The sequence below is a fragment of the Chloroflexota bacterium genome, from assembly GCA_020850535.1.
Classification (GTDB): Bacteria; Chloroflexota; UBA6077; order UBA6077; family JACCZL01; genus JADZEM01.
This window is the reverse complement of the sequence record JADZEM010000032.1, coordinates 22,764-42,803: the sequence shown is the minus strand read 5'-3', so window position 1 is coordinate 42,803 and position 20,040 is coordinate 22,764. Positions and strand designations below refer to the sequence as shown.

At 70.1% G+C, this 20,040-nt stretch carries 15 protein-coding genes; 6 read left to right on the top strand and 9 right to left on the bottom strand.

The window, feature by feature from the left end; translation table 11 throughout:
• Positions 1-110 (bottom strand): phosphotransferase (locus IT306_05900; protein ID MCC7367933.1); only part of this gene is annotated, 110 nt, incomplete at its 3' end.
• Between the two features lie 3 nt (positions 111-113).
• Complete coding sequence (gene hemB, locus IT306_05895; GenBank protein MCC7367932.1) at positions 114-1,100, bottom strand: porphobilinogen synthase; 987 nt, start codon at positions 1,098-1,100, stop codon at positions 114-116.
• Positions 1,101-1,389: 289 nt separating this feature from the next.
• On the opposite strand from hemB, the gene IT306_05890 reads away from it, so the two are divergent.
• From IT306_05890 to IT306_05875, 4 genes are all read left to right on the top strand, one after another.
• Complete coding sequence (locus IT306_05890; protein MCC7367931.1) at positions 1,390-3,606, top strand: DUF484 family protein; 2,217 nt, start codon at positions 1,390-1,392, stop codon at positions 3,604-3,606.
• Between the two features lie 25 nt (positions 3,607-3,631).
• Positions 3,632-4,009: a response regulator gene (locus IT306_05885; protein ID MCC7367930.1), complete on the top strand. Its 378-nt coding sequence runs from the start codon at positions 3,632-3,634 to the stop codon at positions 4,007-4,009.
• A 10-nt stretch (positions 4,010-4,019) separates the two neighbouring features.
• Positions 4,020-5,006, top strand: coding sequence for a phosphate/phosphite/phosphonate ABC transporter substrate-binding protein (locus IT306_05880; protein ID MCC7367929.1), 987 nt, complete (start codon positions 4,020-4,022; stop codon positions 5,004-5,006).
• Positions 5,007-5,130: 124 nt separating this feature from the next.
• The gene (locus IT306_05875; GenBank protein ID MCC7367928.1) at positions 5,131-6,447 is read left to right on the top strand and encodes a universal stress protein; all 1,317 of its coding nucleotides are present in this window, start codon (positions 5,131-5,133) and stop codon (positions 6,445-6,447) included.
• Here the strand turns inward: IT306_05875 and IT306_05870 are convergent.
• From IT306_05870 to IT306_05860, 3 genes are all read right to left on the bottom strand, one after another.
• Positions 6,371-7,117 carry a metallophosphoesterase gene (locus IT306_05870; GenBank protein MCC7367927.1) on the bottom strand — a complete coding sequence of 249 codons (747 nt, stop codon included), beginning with the start codon at positions 7,115-7,117 and terminating at the stop codon, positions 6,371-6,373. The two genes, IT306_05875 and IT306_05870, sit on opposite strands and share 77 nt — an antisense overlap.
• Positions 7,118-7,353: 236 nt before the next feature.
• Positions 7,354-8,370, bottom strand: a complete 1,017-nt coding sequence (locus IT306_05865; protein ID MCC7367926.1) for a Gfo/Idh/MocA family oxidoreductase — start codon at positions 8,368-8,370, stop codon at positions 7,354-7,356.
• Between the two features lie 120 nt (positions 8,371-8,490).
• Positions 8,491-9,369 (bottom strand): cation transporter, encoded by an 879-nt coding sequence (locus tag IT306_05860; GenBank protein MCC7367925.1) that lies wholly within the window; start codon positions 9,367-9,369, stop codon positions 8,491-8,493.
• A gap of 484 nt (positions 9,370-9,853) precedes the next feature.
• On the opposite strand from IT306_05860, the gene IT306_05855 reads away from it, so the two are divergent.
• On the top strand, positions 9,854-12,451 hold the full coding sequence (locus tag IT306_05855) for an EAL domain-containing protein (protein MCC7367924.1): 2,598 nt from the start codon (positions 9,854-9,856) through the stop codon (positions 12,449-12,451).
• Positions 12,452-12,578: 127 nt separating this feature from the next.
• On the opposite strand, the gene IT306_05850 is transcribed toward IT306_05855, so the two are convergent.
• A complete protein-coding gene (locus IT306_05850; protein ID MCC7367923.1) occupies positions 12,579-13,706 on the bottom strand; it encodes a hypothetical protein in 1,128 nt (375 codons plus the stop codon).
• A 221-nt stretch (positions 13,707-13,927) separates the two neighbouring features.
• On the opposite strand from IT306_05850, the gene IT306_05845 reads away from it, so the two are divergent.
• Positions 13,928-14,815: a hypothetical protein gene (locus tag IT306_05845; GenBank protein ID MCC7367922.1), complete on the top strand. Its 888-nt coding sequence runs from the start codon at positions 13,928-13,930 to the stop codon at positions 14,813-14,815.
• Between the two features lie 53 nt (positions 14,816-14,868).
• On the opposite strand, the gene IT306_05840 is transcribed toward IT306_05845, so the two are convergent.
• The 3 genes from IT306_05840 to IT306_05830 form a co-directional block, all read right to left on the bottom strand.
• The gene (locus tag IT306_05840) at positions 14,869-15,984 is read right to left on the bottom strand and encodes a PD40 domain-containing protein (protein MCC7367921.1); all 1,116 of its coding nucleotides are present in this window, start codon (positions 15,982-15,984) and stop codon (positions 14,869-14,871) included.
• 19 nt (positions 15,985-16,003) lie between these two features.
• Positions 16,004-16,585, bottom strand: a complete 582-nt coding sequence (locus IT306_05835; GenBank protein ID MCC7367920.1) for a hypothetical protein — start codon at positions 16,583-16,585, stop codon at positions 16,004-16,006.
• Positions 16,586-16,722: 137 nt separating this feature from the next.
• Positions 16,723-19,683, bottom strand: a complete 2,961-nt coding sequence (locus IT306_05830) for an SUMF1/EgtB/PvdO family nonheme iron enzyme (protein ID MCC7367919.1) — start codon at positions 19,681-19,683, stop codon at positions 16,723-16,725.
• Positions 19,684-20,040: the final 357 nt, after the last annotated feature.

Sequence of the window (20,040 nt, the reverse complement as noted above, 5' to 3'; positions counted from 1 at the left end):
TCCACGATCCACGATCCACGATCCACGATCCACGATCCACGATCCACGATCCACGATCCACGATCCACGATCCACGATCCACGATCCACGATCCACGATCCACGATCCACGACCTACTCGCTGAGCCAGGCTGCTGCCTCCCGGGCGTGGTAGCTGATGATCAGGTCAGCGCCCGCCCGCTTGATCCCCGTCAGGATCTCCATCGTCACCCGCCGCTCGTCGATCCACCCGTTCCGCGCGGCAGCCTTCACCATCGAGTACTCGCCGCTCACGTTGTAGGCGACGACCGGCAACTCCACCAGATCCCGCGCCCGGCGGATCAGGTCGAGGTACGCCAGGGCCGGCTTGACCATGATCATGTCAGCCCCCTCGGCCACGTCCTGCGCGATCTCCCGCATCGCCTCGCGGCCGTTGGCCGGGTCCATCTGGTAGGCACGGCGGTCGCCAAACTGCGGCGCGGAGTCAGCGGCCTCCCGGAACGGACCGTAGAAGCCAGACGCGAACTTGGCCGAGTAGGCCATGATCGGCACATCCGTCCGACCGCGCGCATCCAGGGCCGCGCGGATCGCCCCGACGCGCCCATCCATCATGTCGGACGGCGCGACGATGTCCGCGCCGGCCTCGGCCTGCACGGCCGCCATCTGCGCCAGCAGCTCGAGCGTCGGATCGTTCAGCACCTCGCCGTTCTCGACGACGCCGCAGTGGCCGTGGTCCGTGTACTCGCAGAGACAGACATCTCCGACGACGATGATCTCCGGGCAGGCGTCCTTGATGGCGCGCATCGCCTGCTGCACGATGCCATCCCGCGCGTACGCCTCCTTCCCGACCGGATCCTTCTCCGAGGGCAGGCCGAACAGCAGCACTGAGGGGATGCCCAGGCCCGGCAGCGCCCGCACGTCCTTGACCAGCTCGTCCACCGAGAGCTGATGCACCCCCGGCATCGAGCTGACCTCGTCGCGCACGCCTCGCCCGTGGGTCACGAAGAACGGGAGGATGAAATCGCTCGGCGCGAGCGTCGTCTCGCGGACCATCGTCCGGAGCGCATCGGTGCGGCGCAGCCGGCGGGGACGAAAGGTCGGGAAGGTGGAGATGGGGGACATGGCGGACCTCAGCGGGGAAATCTCCGGACATCGTCGGAACACCAGGAAAATCGTAGCGGATCGGCCCGCCCTCAGGCAGACGAGATAACAACTCCGAACCAATGGCGAGGAGGATACGCCTGCGATGTGCCGCACCATCTCGGTTGACGCATACTGATCGCGCATGCGAGAGTTAGGGGAGACGTACGGGTTGCAGTCACCGTCATCCGCGTCGCAGCAGTGACATCCGAGTCGTGTCTATGAGCAGGCGGCGGTCCAGCATTCCACCGGCTGATGGGGCGGCGCCGCGATGAGGCCCGGGCCTGAGCGTGAGCCAGTCATCGACGGCAGCGCGCGCGTGTCGGGCTGGCGCGTGCCCGACCGCGAGCGCGACCGGCTGCTGGCGCTGCACCGCGTCTCGACGCTGGTCGCACAGCAGCGCCAGACCGACGACGTGCTCAGGGAAGCCCTCAAGAGCGCCGTCGAGCTGGTCGGTGCCGACGCTGGATCGGTCCACCGCTGGCTGCCGGACGCCGAGCGGCTGCGCTGCGTCATCGCGCATGGACAGGCCGAGCCGCTGGTTCGGCAGGATCTGCGCCCTGGCGAAGGCGTCACCGGGCAAACGTTCGTCGCCCAGACGCCGATGATCCTCAACGACTACCAGGCCTCGAACGTTGGGACGACCGTCTCACGGGCGGCCGGGCTGCGCAGCGCGGTGGCGGTGCCCATCGCCTCCGGCGCCCACCGCCGGGGCATCCTGTCCGTCGGCTCCTACGACGAGCACCGCACGTTCGATCAGCAGGACGCGCAGTTGCTGGAGCTGTTCGCCTCCATCGTCGCCGTGGCCTGGGAGAACGCCGAGCTGTACTCCGAGCTGGAGACGCGCCTCGCACGGATCCGGGCGCTCAACGCCATGGTCCGCCTGGTGTCAGACTCGCTCGACCTGGACTACATCCTGCCGCGCATCGCCGAGGCGGCGGTCCAGCTCACCGGGGCCGCGCTCGCCGTCTTCTGGCTCGCGGACGAGGCCCACCAGGTCGTGCGACTCGCAGGCGTCTCCGACCAGCGACTTGCCGCCCTGCTGGATCAGCGCCAGATCCGCTACGGCGAGGGCGCGGCAGGGTTCGTGGCCCAGCGACGCGAGCCGCTCAACATCGACGACGTTCTGGCGGACGGCCGCAGTCAGAATCTCGATCTCTGGCGACTCACCGGCATGACCTCGTCGCTGACGTTGCCGGTGCTGCACGGCACGTCCCTGGTGGCGGTGTTGTCGATGGCCGGGCCGAAGCCGTTCCGCCTGGACGTCGCCGACAGCGAGGTGGTGGAAGGCTTCCTAGGCCAGGCCGCGGCAGCCATCCGGAACGCGTCGCTCTTCTCCTCAGTGCGCCGCAGCCAGGAGCAGCTCCAGCAGATCATCGACCATTCCCCGGCCACGATCTCCCTGAAAGACGGCCACGGCCGCTACCTGCTCACCAATCGGCGCTGGCGGCAGCGCTTTCTGGCCGACGACGGCACGGTAGACGAGCGTGGCCCGCTCGGGCGGACAGACGCGGACCTGTTCCCGCCCAACCGGGCCAGCGAGACGCGCGCGCACGACCTCGACGTCCTGACCACCGGGCGCCCCGTGGAGTACGAGACGACCATCGTCGAGCACGGCGAGCGGCGCACCTACCTCACCGTCAAGTTCCCACTGACCGGCGGCGACGGACAACCGTACGCGGTCTGCACGATCGCCACCGACATCACCTTCCGCAAGGAATCTGAGGAGGAGATGGCCGCCGCCCTGGCTGCACAGCGCGACGCCAACACCCAGCTTGAGGAGCTGAGCCGCGCCAAGAGCGACTTCGTGTCGATCGTCTCCCACGACTTCCGCAGCCCGCTGACCAGCATCCAGGGCTTCAGCGAGCTGATACACGCCGGGAACCTGTCCAAACAGGAGATGCAGGAGTACGCCGGCGACATCTACCGCGAGGCCGAGCGCCTGCAACGGATGATCGCCGTGCTCCTCGACCTCGATCAGCTGGAGGCCGGGCGGATGAACCTCCAGATCTCCCAGGTCGATCTCTGCGCCACGCTCGAACAGGTGGCCGCGACCATCGGGCGGCAGTCCCAGCGCCACGTCATCACCCTGAATCTCGATTCGGCCCTGGCTGCTGTCCCCGGCGACGCCGACCGGCTGACCCAGGTGCTGATCAACCTGCTGGACAACGCCATCAAGTACTCGCCGGACGGCGGGGAGATCGCGATCGCCGGCTGGATCGAAGGCGCGCATGCGCGCCTGCGGATTCAGGATCAGGGACTCGGCATCCCGCCGGAGGCGCTGGAGCACATCTTCGAGCGGTACCGTCGGTTGCCGCTGGCCGAGCAGCATCGCACAATTCGTGGGACGGGACTCGGCCTCCCGATTGTGCGGCAGATCGTCGAGCTGCATCGCGGCAACGTGTGGGCAGAGAGCACTCCAGGGCACGGCTCGACGTTTCACGTTCGATTGCCGCTCGACGAAACATCAGAGGCGGCAGGCAGCTGACACCTCGCCGGGGAGAAGACTGAGCATGGCACGCATTGTCGTCTGCGAGGATGACCCGGTCATCCTCAAGCTGTTACAGGTCTCTCTGCGAGACACCGGCTACGAGTTGCTGGTAGCGCACGATGGCGTCGAGGGGCTGGCGCTGATCGAGCGCGAGCGGCCCGATGCGATCCTGACGGACGTGACCATGCCCCGGATGAGTGGCACCGAGCTGGCCTCCGCCGTCCGTGAGCGAGCCGACCTGGCGCACATTCCCGTCGTCTTCCTGAGCGCGTCCGCGCAGCGCGGCCTCCGCGAGCCGGGCAACGGCCACGGCCCGACTGCCTATGTGTCGAAGCCGTTCCGCACCGCCGAGCTGCGCGACGCCCTGGCCTGGGTGCTGGACGGCGACGTCTCGGCGTAGCGCCGAGTCGATGCGGTTTCCGTGGCGCACGCCTGACGCAACCTCACCCCCCAGCCCGCTGCGTTGCGCCGTCCTGGTCTGCACGCTCTTCGTCCTGGCCGGCTGCACCATGGTGCAGCCGCGGACCGCCCCGCTCGGCGCCGAGCGCAACCCGCTCAAGCTAGCCCTCGCCGCCACCATCGAGCCGCAACGTATCGTGACGACGGGCGAGCCGCTCGTGCGGCAGTTGGAGGCCGCGACGGGCCTCCGCATCAAGCTCACAGCGCCCACCTCGCACGCCGCCGTCATCGAAGGGCTGGGCACGCACAACGTGGACGTCGGCTGGCTCGGACCGTTCGCCTACGTGCTGGCGCGCGAACGCGTCGGCGCACAGCCGCTCCTGACCAGCGTGCGCGCTGGCAGCCGGACCATCGCCGGGCAGATCGTCGTGCACGCCGACAGCGGCATCACCACGCTCGAGGGGCTGCGGCGCAAGCGCATCGCCTTCGTCGAGCCAGCCTCCGTGACGGGCAACCTGCTGCCGCGCGCCCTGCTGCTGTCCGCGGGACTGGATCCCGCAAGCGCCTTCTCCGAGACGCCGTTCCTCGGCACGCCGGAACGTGTCGTCATGGCAGTCTACCGCCGAGAGGTGGAGAGCGGCGCAACGTTTGGCGAGCGCCGCCCCGGCGCCGGCGACGACGCTCGCCTGGCGGTTCAGGCGTCGCTCCCAGACGTGCTGACCCGTGTCCGCGTGCTGGCCCGCACCACCCCCGTCCCAAACGGCGCACTCGTCGCTCGCAAGGAGCTGCCGGCAGCGCTGGCGCAAACCCTGCAGGAGGGGCTGCTGCGAATCGCCGCGAGCGCCGAGGGCGCTCGAGCGCTTCGCGCGCTGGACAATATCGACGGGTTTGCGCCAGCCGCTGATGCCGACTTCGAGCCGGTCCGCGAGGTCGTCGCCCGCCTGGGGCTGAACCTGGACGACCTCGCCGCACCGGGGCACGCCCCGAGCATACCGTAGCCTCGTGAGCCTCGTACGCAGGGCGTTCACCCCTGAACCCGGTGACGCTCACTGCCGCGCGCTGGTAGCCTTAGAGCGCACGGGCGGCGGCCGGCTGAGCCGGCCCGCCTGAAAGGGTGACGTGATGGTCAAACGGATCCTGATCCCGGTCGATCTCACGCCACTCGGCGAGGCCAAGCTGCCGGTGGCTCAGGAGTATGCGCGCGCGTTCAACGCCGACGTGCTCCTGTTGCACATTCTGCCGGCCAGGGCCGTGACTGCCGAGGTGATCAGCCCGGCCGAGGCCACCGCCCGCGCCTACCTCGACATCCTGGTGGCCGGGATGGCCGCCGCCGGCGTCCGCGCGGCCGGCATGATCCGCACCGGCTCCACCGCCGCCGCCATCGTGGACGAGGCCTGGGAGCAGCAAGTCGACCTGATCATCCTCGGCGCGAACGTGCGGCCGGTCCTCCGGAGCGTCGTCATCGGCAGCGTGGCCGACGAGGTCGTGCGGGCGGCCCACTGCCCCGTGCTGCTGGTCCGCCCGAAGCTGGATTCGGCAGCCGCCGCCCCTCTCCGCAGCTTTGACGACGACGCCGCCCGGGCTGGCCCGCTCCGACGCCGCACGCTCGGGCTGCGGACCATCGAGGTCGGGCGGATCATCGGCACGGTCGGCCGGGTGCGCGAGCTCGGCCCCGACTTCCGCCCGCTCAAGCGCCGCAAGAGCGACGAAGAGCGGCTGGCCGGCATCCGCAAGGCGATGGAGGAGGGGCGAACGCTGCCGCCGCTGGACCTGTACAAGCTCGGGTTCGGCTACTACGTGCTGGACGGCCATCACCGCGTCGCCGCCGCCCGCGAGATCGACGTGGTCGAGATGGAGGCCGAGGTCACCGAGTTCGTGCCGCTGGCCGATCCGGAGGCCGCACGGACCTTTGCCGAGCGGCGCGCCTTCGAAGGCTCGACGGGCCTCAGGGACGTGGGGGCCATCCACCCGGACAGCTACAAGCGGCTCGGCGAGATGATCGCGGAGTTCCAGGCCGAGCAGGGCATCCGCGACTACCCCGACGCTGCGCAGCGCTGGTACGGCTCGGTCTTCCGGCCGCTCTGGCAGCGCATCCGCGAGGAACGGTTCACCCGGTACTTCCCAGGGGACCGCTCGGCCGACTTCGTCGCGCGCATCGGAGCGTGGCGCAGCGAGATGCTGGAGCACGGCGCGCCGGCCGTCTCATGGGAGGCCGCCCTCGAAGGGTTCGTGGCGACGCTCGAATCGGAGCACGTCGCGCGGGATCAGGCCGGGCGGCCGGGTCGGCGCCGGAGCAGCCAGGCCGCACCTGCGCCGACCGCGACGCCGGCGCCGACCTCCACGCCGACAGCGGCCCCAGCGCCTACGGCGGCCCCAGCGACGCCGACTGACGGCGGCCCGGCGGCGTCACCAGCAGATCCCGATACGGAAAGACGTTGAGCACCTCGGTCTCGTGGTAGACGGTGCGCGTCGTGGTGCGGTTGTTGTAGATGTGGATGTGCCCGTGCAGGTGGTAGCGCGGGCGGAACGTACGCAAGAACCAGCGGAACACCTCGAAGCCACGATGCGGACGGTCTTCCTGATCGTGGATGTGGCGGGGCGGGGCGTGGGTCAGCAAGATGTCGAGGTAGCGGCCATACAGCAGCTTGTTGGTCAACAGCTGCGGGATCATGCCCCAGATCGCCGTCCGCATCCCGAACTCGCTGTACTGGTACGAGCCCTGGTTGTAGCGTAGCGAGCCGTCGAAACCGCCGATCAGCAGCCCCTGCTCCTTGACGGTCCGCCCATGCAGCTCGTGGAAGCCCCAGTCTGCACCGTGCCCGTTCTCATCCTGGTTGCGCGCCAACGAGCCGTCATGGTTGCCGTGGATCCCGTAGGTCGGCACCCCGAGGATGCTGGCGATGTAGTCGATGTAGTAGGCCGGCAGGTCACCGCAGGTCAGGAGCAGGTCGTAGTGGCCGCGCCTGGCCTCGATGCCCTGGCCGTACAGCCGCTTGTCGACCTCGTCGCAGATGGCGAGGATGCGGACCGGACGCGGGCCAGCATCCTCCGCCCGAACCTCACCGTTCGGTAGAACCTGACCACCATTGGTCATGGGGAGCGTCTGCATGGCTGGAGTATCCCACCGGGAGCCTGTCACTTGCTAGAACGTTGCGCCGATGAGACAGGAGGCTAATTCCCCGCGCATACGCTCCGCTCCACGACGCGGAAGGCCCTCACCCCCCTGCCCCCTCTCCCTGTGCGCGGGAGAGGGGGAGCAACGCCAGTCTCGTGTGTCTCCCCCTCGCCCGCGCACAGGGAGAGGGGGCTGGGGGGTGAGGGCCATCCGGGGTGGCGGCCCCCGTGCTACTTGAGCCGGATCACCTGCCCGCTCCGCGCCGACTCGTAGATCGCCAGGATCAGCTCGATGGCCCTGCGCGAGTCTGCCGCCTTCACCAGCGTCGGCGAGGTGTAGGCGTCGTCGCGGACCCAGCGCGCCATGTCCTGGAACGTGTTCAGGACCGGCGACACGGCCTCTGGCGGCTGGTCGGCCTCCAGCGACTTCCACATCGCCACCTGCCCATCGGTCAGGATCAGGCTGCCCTTGTCCCCGCCGATCTCGATGCGCGTCATCGAGCCGCCGCCGTACTGGCCGGCCGGGCGGTCGTTGTGGAACGTCGTGGTGCCGACGAGCGTCGCCATCGCGCCGCTGGTGAAGGTGACCAGCGCCAGCGCCGTATCCTCGGTCTCCATCGCATGGGTCAGGGTGGCCGTGCGCGCCACCACGCTCTCGACCTCGCCCAGGTACCAGAGCATCACGTCCAGCGAGTGGATCGCCTGGAGCAGCATCACGCCGCCGCCGTCCACGGCCCAGGTGCCACGGGTGCCGGTGTAGTAGCTCTGCGGACGGAAGCATTTGTAGGTGAACTCGCCGGTCACCAGCCGGCCCAGCGAGCCGTCGGCGATGGCCTGATACCCCAGGTAGTGCCCGGGCTTGAACCGCTCCATGTACTCCGTCGCCAGCTTGACGCCGTGCGCCTCGGCCGCCTCGATGATGGCATCCACCCGGTCCAGGGTGATCTCGAGCGGCTTCGTCACCACGAGGTGCTTGCCGGCCCTGGCGGCGTCAATGGCGATGTCGCGGTGGAAGGCGTTCGGGGTGAACACGCAGACGACATCCACATCGTCGCGGGCCAGCAGGCGATGGTAGTCGCTGTACGCGTCGACCCCCAGCTCTGCGCCGACGCGCTGGGCCGTCTGCTCGGTCCGCGAGGCCACGGCGACCAGTTCGGCCTCGGGCACCTGCTGAATCGCGCGGCAGCGTCCCAGGCCGAAGTTCAGCCCGATGACGCCAAAGCCGACGCGTCCATCCTTCGTTGGCATCTGACTCTCCCATGAGTACGTTCAGGGAGACGGTAGCACGGAGCGGTTCTGGGTTTCAGGTTTCGGGGGACACATCAGCCGAGACCCGAAACCTGAAACCCAGAACCTATGACTTGCGATCTACGACCCTAAGCCGGTGGGGAGGCAGCGCGGATCGACCACGCAGCACGCGCCGTCATCGATGTGGTCGGCGCTCTCAACTTGCAGGGTGATATGCCCGACGTGCAGGTCGTCGCGCAGCAGCCGCTGCAGGTCGTGCAGCACGTCGGCGGAGGGGCGGCCCGTCGCCTGGACGTGGGCGCTCATGGCGACGTACCCGCTGGCAATCGTCCAGGCGTGCACGTCGTGCACCGCCGCCACGCCCGGCACCAGGGCCATCGCCCCGACCACCTTCTTGAGATCCAGGTGCGCGGGCGTCGCCTCCAGCAGCACGTCGAGGCCGCTCCGGAGCAGCGCCCAGGCCCGTGGCAGGATGAACAGTGCCACCAGCACCGAGACCAGCGGGTCGGCCTGGGTCCAGCCCGTGAGCATGATGGTGACGGCGGCGAGGATCGCGCCGACTGACCCGACCATGTCCGCGACGACTTCCAGCATCGCGCCACGCATGTTCAGGCTGCTGTGCGCCGCCCCATGCAAGACCTTGAAGCCGACGGCGTTGACGATCAGGCCGCCCACAGCCACCACCAGCATCGGCACGCTGGCGACGGCCTCCGGCTCGGCAAAGCGGTGCCAGGCCTCGTAGAGCACGCTGACGGCGATGCCGAACAGCAGGATCGCGTTGGCGACGGCGGCCAGCACCTCGGCACGATGGAAGCCGTAGGTCTTGGAGGGCGTCGCAGGCCGCGCAGCGATACGCAACGCCGCCAGCGACATCGTCAGGCCAAACACATCCGTGAGCATGTGGCCGGCGTCGGCCAGCAGGGCCAGCGAGCCGGAGAGGAGGCCGCCGACGACTTCCGCCAGCAGGTACGCCGTAGTGAGACCGAGAACCACCAGCAGCCGCCGCTGGTTCGCCGCCGTCGCATCGTGGGGTCCGTGCGGGCCAGCGTGCGGGTCGTGACCGTGCTGGTGCTGGTGCGTGGCTGCTCTCCGAAGGTTGGCGGGCGGGCCTGCATCGTCATGACGCCTGCCCCTGGCTCCGTCCCCGTAATGATACGGACTGGCCCTCAGATGAGACAACGCACGAGATGGCCGAGCGGTCCCGGATCGCGTGCGCGCCGCATCACCATGACGCCAACACTATCTCAGTGCCCCACTTCCGCCGATATATTGCGTAGCAGCACCTCCATGGTCGTCTTGCTGGCTCAGCCTTGGCGCTCCGACGCGCCGATGAGGGGAATGCGCCGAGCATCTGACGCCACATTCCACCGAGCGGCTGTCTACGCACAGACAGCTCGATGAGGATCGCATGACGGCTGGCACGACGAACGGGACGGCGACTGGACCGGAAATCTCAGAGCGAGGGAGCCCTCGGCGGGCCACCATGTCGCTGGCCGCGCGCATCGGCCTGCTGAACATCATGCTCTGCGCGACGCTGGCCGTTGCCCTCACCTGGCTCGGCACCTACCGCGCCATCCGTGGGCTGGACGAGCAGGCGCAAGCGGCGCTCACCGCCGATGCGCGAGGCGTCGCCAGCGGCATCGACGCCTGGCATGCTCAGCGCATGAACCAGTTGCGCGCCCTGGCCAGCATGCATGTCATCGGGGACTTCGTCCTGACGGCCCCCGAGCAGCGACCGGCCCGGCTTGAGCCGATCTTCGACATCCTGCGTGGGCACGCCAGCATCGCCCCGGACGTTGACTCGATCGCCCTGGCCGACGCCAACGGCACCTTCATCGCCAGCAGCAGCCCGACCGATATCGGCCAGAACGTCAGTCAGCGCGACTACTTCGCCGAGGCGATGTTCGGGCGGCCGTTCATCTCCGGCGTCAGCATCTCGACCATCACCAACGCCCCGTCCATCTTCCACTCGTTCCCGGTGACCAACGAGCGCGGCATCGTCGTCGGCATCCTGCGCTCCCGCTCGAAGCTCGATTGGGTGCAGGGTATCGTCCAATCGGCGCAGGCACGGGTCGGAGCCGGCGCAACGGGCATCCTGCTGGACGAGAGCGGGCTGGTCATCAGCAGCAGCAGCGACCCCTCCTGGCTGTTGCGGCCCATCGTACCCCTCCAACCAACCGTCAGCGCCGCGCTCGCCAGCGACAAGCGCTGGGGCAACAATCCAGCGCCCGGCCCGCTCGGCGAGGCCGATCTGGTCCCAGCCGTCGGCATTCAGCATCCGACGACGCTCACCTGGAGCAACGGGTCCTCCGAGCTGCGGGCCGTCGCCGTGCCGCTCAGTACGACCTCCTGGAGCTACGTTGCAGCCCTGCCCGTGGCGACGTTCCAGGCGGCGGCCAACGACTTCCTGCGCCACGCGCTCCTCTGGGCGGCGCTGGCGCTGGCGATCTCCGCGACCGTCGGCGTGGTGCTGGCCCGGCGCATTAGCAGTGCGCTCTCGGCGGTCACCGTCGCCGCCCGCCGCATCACCAGCGGCGACCTGGAGCACGTCAACATTCAGCTCGGGCTGCACGCCGACCGCGAGCTGGAAGTGCTGGCCGAGTCGTTCAACGAGATGGTACGGCGGCTGCGCGAGACGACCGTCTCCCGGAACCAGTTGGAGCAGCGGATCCAGGAGCGCACAGCCGACCTGTCCGAGGCCAACGAGCTGCTGACCCGCGAGATCGGCGAACGGCGGCGCGCCGAGCGCGAGCTGGAGCACCTCGCCTTCTACGACAGCCTGACTGGCCTGCCGAACAGGGCGCTCTTCCTGGATCGGCTGGAGCACGCGCTCCAGGGCGCAGCCAGGAATCAGCAACGCCTGACCGTCATGTTCCTCGACCTGGACAACTTCAAGGTGGTCAACGACTCGCTGGGGCACAAGGCCGGCGATGCGTTGCTGGTCACCATCGCCGGGCGGCTCAAGGCCTGCCTGCGCAGCCAGGAGACGGCGGCGCGGCTTGGAGGTGACGAGTTCACCGTCCTCCTGAACGACGTGGGCAACGAGGCAGACGCCATCGTTGTGGCCGAGCGCATCCAGGAGACGATGCGCGAGCCGATCCCGCTCGACGGCCGCGAGTTCGTGCCGGGCGTCAGCATCGGCATCGTCCTGAGCCGGCCCGGCGTGGACACCACCGAGACGCTCCTCCGCGACGCCGACCTCGCCATGTACGGCGCGAAGTCTGGCGGCAAGGGCCGCTACGAGGTCTTCGATCAGAGCATGAGCGCGACGGCCCTCGACCGGCTGCAGCTCGAAGCGGACCTGCGCCACGCCATCAAGCGGAACGAGCTGCGGGTCATGTATCAGCCGATCCTCGGGCTCGAAGGCGGCGGCATCCGCGAGGTCGAGGCGTTGCTGCGCTGGGTCCACCCGGAGCGTGGCGTCGTCTCGCCGATGCAGTTCATCCCGCTTGCCGAGGCCACCGGCCTGATCGTGCCCATCGGCCAGTGGGTCATCGAAGAAGCGTGCCGGCAGGCGAAGGCGTGGCAGCGCGCCGCGCCGATGGACCCGCCGCTGATCGTCAGCGTCAACCTGTCGGTGCGGCAGTTCCGGCACCCGGGCCTTGCCGATGACATCGTGCGGGCGCTGCACGAGGCGGACCTGGACCCTGGCTGCCTGAAGCTGGAGATCACCGAGAGCGTCGTCACCCAGGAAGGTGATGAGGCCGTCCGCATCCTCTGGCAGTTGAAGGAGCTTGGCGTCCGGCTGGCCATCGACGACTTCGGGACCGGCTACTCGTCGCTGAACTACCTGCTGCGGTTCCCCGTCGATACGCTCAAGATCGACCGCTCGTTCATCAGCGGCCTCGGCAACGACGACCAGAGCGTGATGATCGTGCGGAGCGTGATCGACCTTGCGCGGGGCCTGAACCTGGCCGTCACCGGCGAGGGCATCGAGACGCCCGAGCAGTTGCACCGGCTCCGAGCGCTGGGCTGCCATCAGGGTCAGGGGTTCTTCTTCGCACACCCGCTGACCAGCGACGCGGTGACGGCCCTCCTCGACGGCGAAGACACGTCGACCACGAAAACGGACGCCGCGTAAGACCGATTCAAGACATCGCCCTGCGGCGCGGGGGCTTATCTCCCGCCACCCTCCACACCGGACCGGCGCGGGACAGGCCCCCGTACCACGCCATCGGCCAGCCGGTCACCGACTCGCCGACTTCAGGTCAGGGTTGGAGGCCGGCCAGCGCCAGCACCCGCCGCGCGGCAACCTCCGCTCCATTGAGGGGGCGGTCCGTCCAGGGACGGTCGAGGACGGCCAGCCGATCCAGGGCCGGCCGCAGCGCGAGAGCGTCCAGCGCCGCGCGCTCGAGCGGCACGGCGCGCGCCTCGGTCTCCAGCGCGCGCACCAGCACCGGCTCTTCGCGGAAGCCGCTCCGCGAGGCGTACAGGGCCGGCACCCGGTTGGCGATCAGGTCCGCCACGATCCCGTAGCCCGGCTTCGTGACGACCACGTCGCACGCGGCCAGCAGATCGACGTAGCGATCGTCCAGCGGCGGCAGCAGGAAGAGATTCTGACCGCGCCGCTCGGCCAGTCTGTCAGATGACAGCGTGGCGCACGTCGCGACGAAGGCGTACTCGTGCAGCGCGGCCAGCGCGTCCAGGTCCAGGTCGGTGCTGGCGTGCCCGCCGAAGCTGAAGAGCACCAGCGGCGCGTCGAGCGGCAGGCCGTGGCGTCGGCGCGTCTCCTGGCGGCCGGCCATGGCCTGACGGGCCAGCAGCGGCACATCCTCAACCGTCGGGAAGGCGTCCAGGCCGGCGTGGTACGGCAGGCGCAGCAGCACGGTCGCCAGCGCCTCCTGGGCCCGAATGTGCTCGATCAGGTGGGCATGCCCGGGCGCGTCCTCCACGAACGGCTCGTAGATCCAGTCCCAGGAGAAGTTGGCCAGTGCGATGCCCGGCACGCCGGCCCGCGCCGCGATGGCGAACGCCGCCGATGGCACATCGGCCACCACCGCGCGCGCCCCGATCCGTCGAAGGTGGGCGGCCTCGGCCTCGATGGCGGCTGGCTCGTGGGCAACCCAGTCAGCGTACCGCTCCAGTGTGGCCTGCGCGTCGATGGTCAGGCTGTCGCGCTGCAGTACGCCGACGTCGATGGCGCACGACTCCACCACGACGCCCGGCGGAAAGATCCAGGCCGGGGCCATCGTCCGCACCACCACCTGGACATCGGGGCGGAGCGCCAGCAGCGCCCGGCACAGACCGGCGCAGCGGACGGCGTGCCCGAACCCGTGGCTGCTGGTGTAGACCACGACAGCCGGGAGGGAGGCTGCGGCAGATGGGGAGATCGGCACGCGGCATTGTACCGGCTGCCCGCACCCTGACCGTAGAACGATTGCATGTTCACTGGTGTTCCCGAAACGCCGTCGAGCGAGCGGTCGGGGCTTGAAAGCCCCGACCACGCTGCAACGACGCGCTCAACATGCAATCGCCCTGATTCTGGCCGCTGACTGCACGCTCCCTGGACAGCGCGCCCGGCGCGTGCGACCATCCCCTGCACCTGGGAGGGACTCGGATGGCTGACAGGGCAGAGGCGCGCGCGCTGCTTGTAGGCGCGGTGGACACACACGTACACAGCTCGCCGGACCTCGTCGAGCGCAAGCTGGACGACTACGAGCTGGTTCGGCAGGCCCGTGAGCGCGGCATGGCCGGGCTGGTGCTCAAGAACCACTTCTTCACGACGGCCCTCCGCGCGAGGCTGGTCTCGATGCAGGCGCCCGGCATCGCGGTGATCGGCTCCATCGTGCTGAACCAGCCGCAGGGCGGCATCAACCCCTGGGCCGTCGAGGCGGCCGGGCGCGGCGGCGCGAAGGTCGTCTGGATGCCGACGGCCCACTCGGAGAACCAGTTGGCGCACGAGTCGGCCCCCGGCGTGCGCGCCCACCCGGCCGCCATGCACCTGCCGGGCCGGCATGCGGGCGTCCGCGTCTTCGACGACGATGGCTCGCCGACCACCGACACCGAGCTGGTGCTGGAGATCATCCGCGACCGTGGCATGGTGCTGGCCACGGGCCACCTGACGCCCGACGAGGTCGACCGGCTCTCGGCGCGGGCCATCGAGATGGGGCTGAAGAGGATCGTCTCGACCCACCCGGATCTGCCAGCGATCTCGATGCCCGTCGAGCTGCAGAAGAAGCTCTCCGAGCGGGGCATCTACTTCGAGCGGACTTTCAACGTCACCCAGCCGCAGTACGCCACGCTGACAGTCCCAGAACTCGCCGCCCGCATCCGCGAGGTCGGCATCGGCAGCACGATCATGGCCACGGACTTCGGCCAGCCGACAAGCCCGCTGCCAGCCGAAGGGCTGGAGATGTACATCGCCGGGATGCTGGAGAACGGCATCAGCGCGGGCGAGGTCACGCGGATGGTCGGCGAGCACGCCCGGTCGCTGCTCGACATCTGAGCCGGCCCGTGCAGGAGACTGTGGGGCCACAGCCGTCAGCCCACCACGGCGGCCTACCGCCAGTCGATGCCCCCGAAGCCGCCTTTCCCAACCCGACGCGGCGCTTGCGAGAGGTCGCGCGGGAGCACGTACAGGCCGCCGCCGCCCATCATCGCCAGCCAGAAGCCGTCAGGGGACCAGGCCAGCGTCGGCTCGTCCTCGTCGAAGGAGGTCAGGCGGGTGGCATCGCTGCCGAAGAGGTTCATCACCCAGACGTCGCCGGGCGGGCCGTGGGCCAGCGGGCCGCGCACAGACTCGGATGGCCGGGGGCCGATCTTGCCGAACAGGGCGGTGAGATCGGCCGGGCCGGGCGGCGACATGGCTTCGCCGACCGAGGTGCTGCCGATGAACGCGATCTCCGTCCCGGAGGGCGAGAAGCGCGGCGACGAGATCTGGACGAGGTGATCGGCAGGGATCATCGTGCGGGACATGACGCCCGTGGCGTCGATCACCACCAGCTCGTTCAGGAAGCCAGAGGTGGGCGACGGCCGCACGTAGGCCAGGAAGCGGCCATCGGGTGAGACGGTCGGCCAGCCGCCAACGGCAATCGTCCGGGTCGCCTGGCTGGCGTCGATGGGCGCGAACATCACCTGGGTGTTCGTCGCGCCACCGGACGGCGGCAGGTGATCGTAGTAGAGGCCGGTCCCGTCTGGGAGCCACGCTGGCCCGCCGAGCAACGCGCCGTCCTTGTCATGCTGGGCGATCGGCAAGGCTTCGCCGCCCTGGGCCGGCAGCACCAGGATGTCTGAGCCGCCGACGCGCTCGCCGGGCAGCCGTCCGAAGCGGCTGATCGCCAGACTGGCGCGGTCCGGCGACCACACGGCGTGGCCGGAGACGCCGACTGGCGGCAGAACAGCCAGCTCTTGCTCTCCACCGGTGGCGACGTTGGTCAGGAGCACGCCGGCCCCGTGGGGCGCGGCGATGGTGCCGATCGGGCCGTAGGTCCACGGCTCGATGATGGCGGCCGGCTCCTGTCCGTAGGCAGACGGACTGCCGGACACACCGCAGAGCAGCGCGGCGAGCACCGTCAGGACCGTCAGGCGGATGGCCCGCAGGCCGGACCGCCCGGCCAGCGGCCCCCGCCAGCGCGGCGGGGACTGCGTGGGCCGGGAGATCCGTGCGCGTCGCATGGTGTGCTCGTCGGCCAGCCTACGCCGTCCGGCGCAGCCGCGCGACGCCGAGGACGCTCACGCCGACGACGAGGAAGCCGAAGCCGAGCAGCAGCAGGCTCGGAGCCGGGCCGGAGGCATCGGCGTAGCCCGACGCCGGCAGGACGGACGGGCTCGCCTGGGCCGGCGGGGCCGCCAGCTGCGCCGCGATCCGATCCTGAACCGCCTTGAGGGACTCCTGGGACTTGGTCTGGATGTCCTTCAGCGCATTCTGCTGATCGGTGCCGGTGAGGGTCTTGGCACGGTTGGCCGTCGCCACGACGGTATCCATGTCCGTGCCGACCTTCGCCAGGACAGACTTGTCCTCAGCACCGCTGGCGGGCCGCTGGGCAGCCTCGTCGGCGGCGGCCTTGGCGGCCTGGGCCTGGGTGGTGATCTCGTTCAGCTGGGTGGCGATCTCGGCCGGGTTGGTCAGGCTCACGCTGGACTGCGCCCGCTGCGCCAGGGCGCTCAGACGCTCGTTCGTCGTGGTGAAGTGCATGCGTGCGAAGGCCGGCGCTGGAGCCACCAGCATGAAGCCGAACGCCAGGGCTGCGAGCGAAAGCAGAAGTCGCTTTGCCACGGTCTCCCTCTCTTATCAGTGTCCGCCGACGGGCTGGACGTCGCCGTCCACCGCCGCTGCGATCCTGGTGCCCAATGCGATGGGCGCAGTGTGCTTCCTGGGGTCGGGGTAGACGGGGCGGGCTATGCTCGGTGACGTCACCTCCCTCTGGCCTGGTCTGCCGAGACCGCACAGCGGAATCCGAGATCCTTGGCTGCGATGGTCACCGGCTCGGCCAGTCGACGGGTCAGTTCGATCGAATTCGGCAGGCTCAGCCAGGAGCCGCCCCGCGTGACGCGGGAGCCGGCCCCGGCCGCGCTGCCGGTGGGTTGGGTCAGGGGGTACGGCTGGAGTGAGCTGTCTGTCCACTCACGGGCGTTCCCGGTCATATCGAGGATGCCATACGGGCTGGCGCCGCGTGGAAAACTGCCGACGCGCCGGGTATCCGGCTCACCCTCGGTCTGGTTCTCGATGTTAGCGAACTCGGGGTGCGGCTCGTTGCCCCAGGGCCAGAGCCGGCCGTCCACGCCGCGCGCCGCCTTCTCCCACTCGGCCTCGAACGGGAGACGTTTGCCAGCCCAGCGGCAGTAGCTGTCGGCGTCCTTCCAGGTGACGTTGACGACGGGATGGTCGTTCCGCTCGACATCGTAGAACTTTGCGTCGAAGTTGGCGGCGTCGAAGAACCGCCGCCAGTCGCCCTCGGGCTTGCTGCCGGTCTCCTGCACGTACTGCTGGAAGCGGGCGTTGGTGACCTCGGTCACGTCGATGTAGAAGGCCGGCAAGGCCAGCGTGAAGCGCGGTCCCGTGGATGCATCGCCATCCTGGCCCATCTGGAAGCCGCCGGCCGCGATCAGCGCCATCTCGGCGCCATCCTGGGCGGTGATCCGCCCGGGCAGGGCCACGGTGGGCGTCGGCGGGACCGGGGTCGGTGGCTCCGGCTTGGCCGGGGCGGTCGTCGGCGCGACGGGCTTCTGCTCCGCGACGGTCGGCGGGGTCGTCGGCTTCGCGGCTGGTTCGGTCGGCTTCGCGGCTGGTTCGGTCGGCTTCGCCGCCGGCTGCGTCGGCTTCGCGGCTGGGTCGGTCGGCTTCGCCGCCGGCTCAGTGGGCTTCGCGGCGGGGGCCGTGGTCGGCCCGGCCGTCGGCTTCGCGGCGGCCGGCGTGGCCGTCGGCTGGGACGCCGACGGGGTCGCCGTCGCGGAGCGGCCCATCAGGGCCGGCAGCACCCCCGGCACGAAGAAGATGCCGCCAGCGACCAGCAGGGCGACGGCCACCAGCCCGACGAGCACGGGCAGGACCGGCGAGCGCCCCCCCGCGCCGGCCGATCCCGGGGCCGCGGCGGCCGCGGCGGCCGGCCCGAGCTTCGCCTGCCGCTGGCGGGTGCGCTCGCCGGCCCGCGCCTCGATCTCCTCGGAGGAGAGGCCAGATTCCCGATCGACCTGCCGCTCCAGCTCCTCCAGATGCGCGAGGCGGGCCCGCTCGCGCTCGGCGCGCTCACGGGCATCCTGCTGCTCGCGTTCGCGGCGCTCGCGCTCAGCCTGGGCCTGTTGCTCGCGGCGGGCGCGCTCGGCCTGCTCTTGCTGCTGTCGGCGCTCCTCGGCCTCGCGGGCCTCCTGCTGTCGTCGGGCCAGTTCGCGGGCCTCGAACTCCCGCCGGGCCTGCTCGCGCGCCTCGGCGTCGCGGCGGGCCTGTTCCTGGGCCTCGGCCTCTCGACGGGCTTGCTCGCGGGCTTCGGCGTCACGGCGGGCCTGTTCGCGGGCCTCAAACTCGCGCCGAGCTTGCTCGCGGGCCTCCTGCTCGCGGCGGGCAGCCTCCCGCGCCTCGGCCTCGCGCTGGGCCGCTTCGCGCGCCTGCTGCTCGCGCCAGGCGGCCTGCCGGGCCTCCTGCTCGCGGCGCTGCGCCTCTTGCTCGCGGCGCTGGGCTTCGCGGGCCTCGGCTTCCCGGCGCTGGCGCTCCTGCTCGGTCCGGCGCGCGGCCTCCTGACGAGCGCGCTCGGCGGCCAGCCCGGCGTCCGCCTGCCGGATCAGCCCCTGGACGCCGGTGTCCCGGTCGCCGCGCAGTCCGAAGCGGTCGATCTCCTCGGCGGCCGTCTGCCACTGCTCGGCGTCGATCAGCCCCTGCACCCGCGAGCGCTGGGCCAGCCGCGCCCGCTGCCGCGCGATCTCCTGCTGGATCTGCGAGCCTTCCGGGTAGCTGGGGTGGTCCCGGACCAGCTCGGCGGCCAGCCCCTCGGCGCGGCTCATGTCGCTGGCGCGCAGGGCGTCCTGGGCCTGCTCGGCCAGGATCAGCGGGCGGAGTGCCTGCCGCAGCTCGGCGGCAAGCTGCCCGGCCGTGTGCTGCCGGTCCTCCGGGTGCTTCGCCAGCGCGCGGCGGATGACGGCCTCGACGGCGGCCGGCGCGGGACGTCCCGTCAGCGGGTTGGGGGGCAGCTCCGGGACGGGCGCATGGACGTGCTGATGGAGGATCGCCATCGGCGCGCCCTGGAACGGCGTCTTGCCGGCGAAGATCCGGTAGACCATCACGCCGAGGGCGTAGACGTCGCTGCGGGCGTCGAGCGGCGAGCCGGTGATCTGCTCGGGCGACATGTAGTCGGGCGTGCCGAGCAGCGTGTTGGTCATCGAGGCGGTGGCGTCGAGCAGTTTGGCGATGCCGAAGTCGGAGAGGATGGCGGTGCCGTCCTGCTCCAGCAGCACGTTCGACGGCTTGATGTCGCGGTGGATCAGGCTGTTGCGGTGCGCGAAGTCGAGCGCCGACGCCACGCCGCTGACGATCTTGTCGATCTCCCGGGCGGTGATCGGTTTGGCGAGCCGTTTGTCGAGCGTGAGGCCGTCGACGAACTGGAGGACAAGGTAGGCCGAGCCGTCCTCCTCGCCGTAGTCGTAGACGGTGACGATGTTGGGGTGGCCGGCCAGCCGGGCCGAGGCGCGCGCCTCGATCTGGAATCGATTCCGCGCGCCTTCCGGCTCGACCATCTCTGGCCGCAACACCTTGATGGCGACGTGCCGATCCAGCGCGGCATGGTACGCCTTGTAGACGGTCGCGAAGCCGCCGCGCCCGATGATCCCGACGACCTTGTACGCACCGTTCCGCCCGAACGACTCCGGCAGGGGCGTCCCGCTCATACGGCGTCCCGAACCATGCAGCGGCCGGGCCTGATGCCGGCCGGCCCCACTCCCGGCAGCGCCACCTTCATGATGCGATCTCCGCTCGTTGGGGACACCGCGCCATCCAGCTGATGATCGATCCTCCAGGGCCGGGGACCGTGGGTGTGGCCGCGCAGAGCCTGCCACAGGCAGCGCCGCGCGTGCCGGCTCGCCGCCCGCCTCCGCGAGCACGGCGCCATCCGGCTGGTAACCCAACGCCTCACGCGCGCCCCTCTGGTCATGATAGCCGAACGCCATCACCCCTCCGGCCAGATACCGGCCCCCTCTATATTCGAGCAGACCGGGCAGCGGGCGCGCTGTTCTGCCAGCAACACT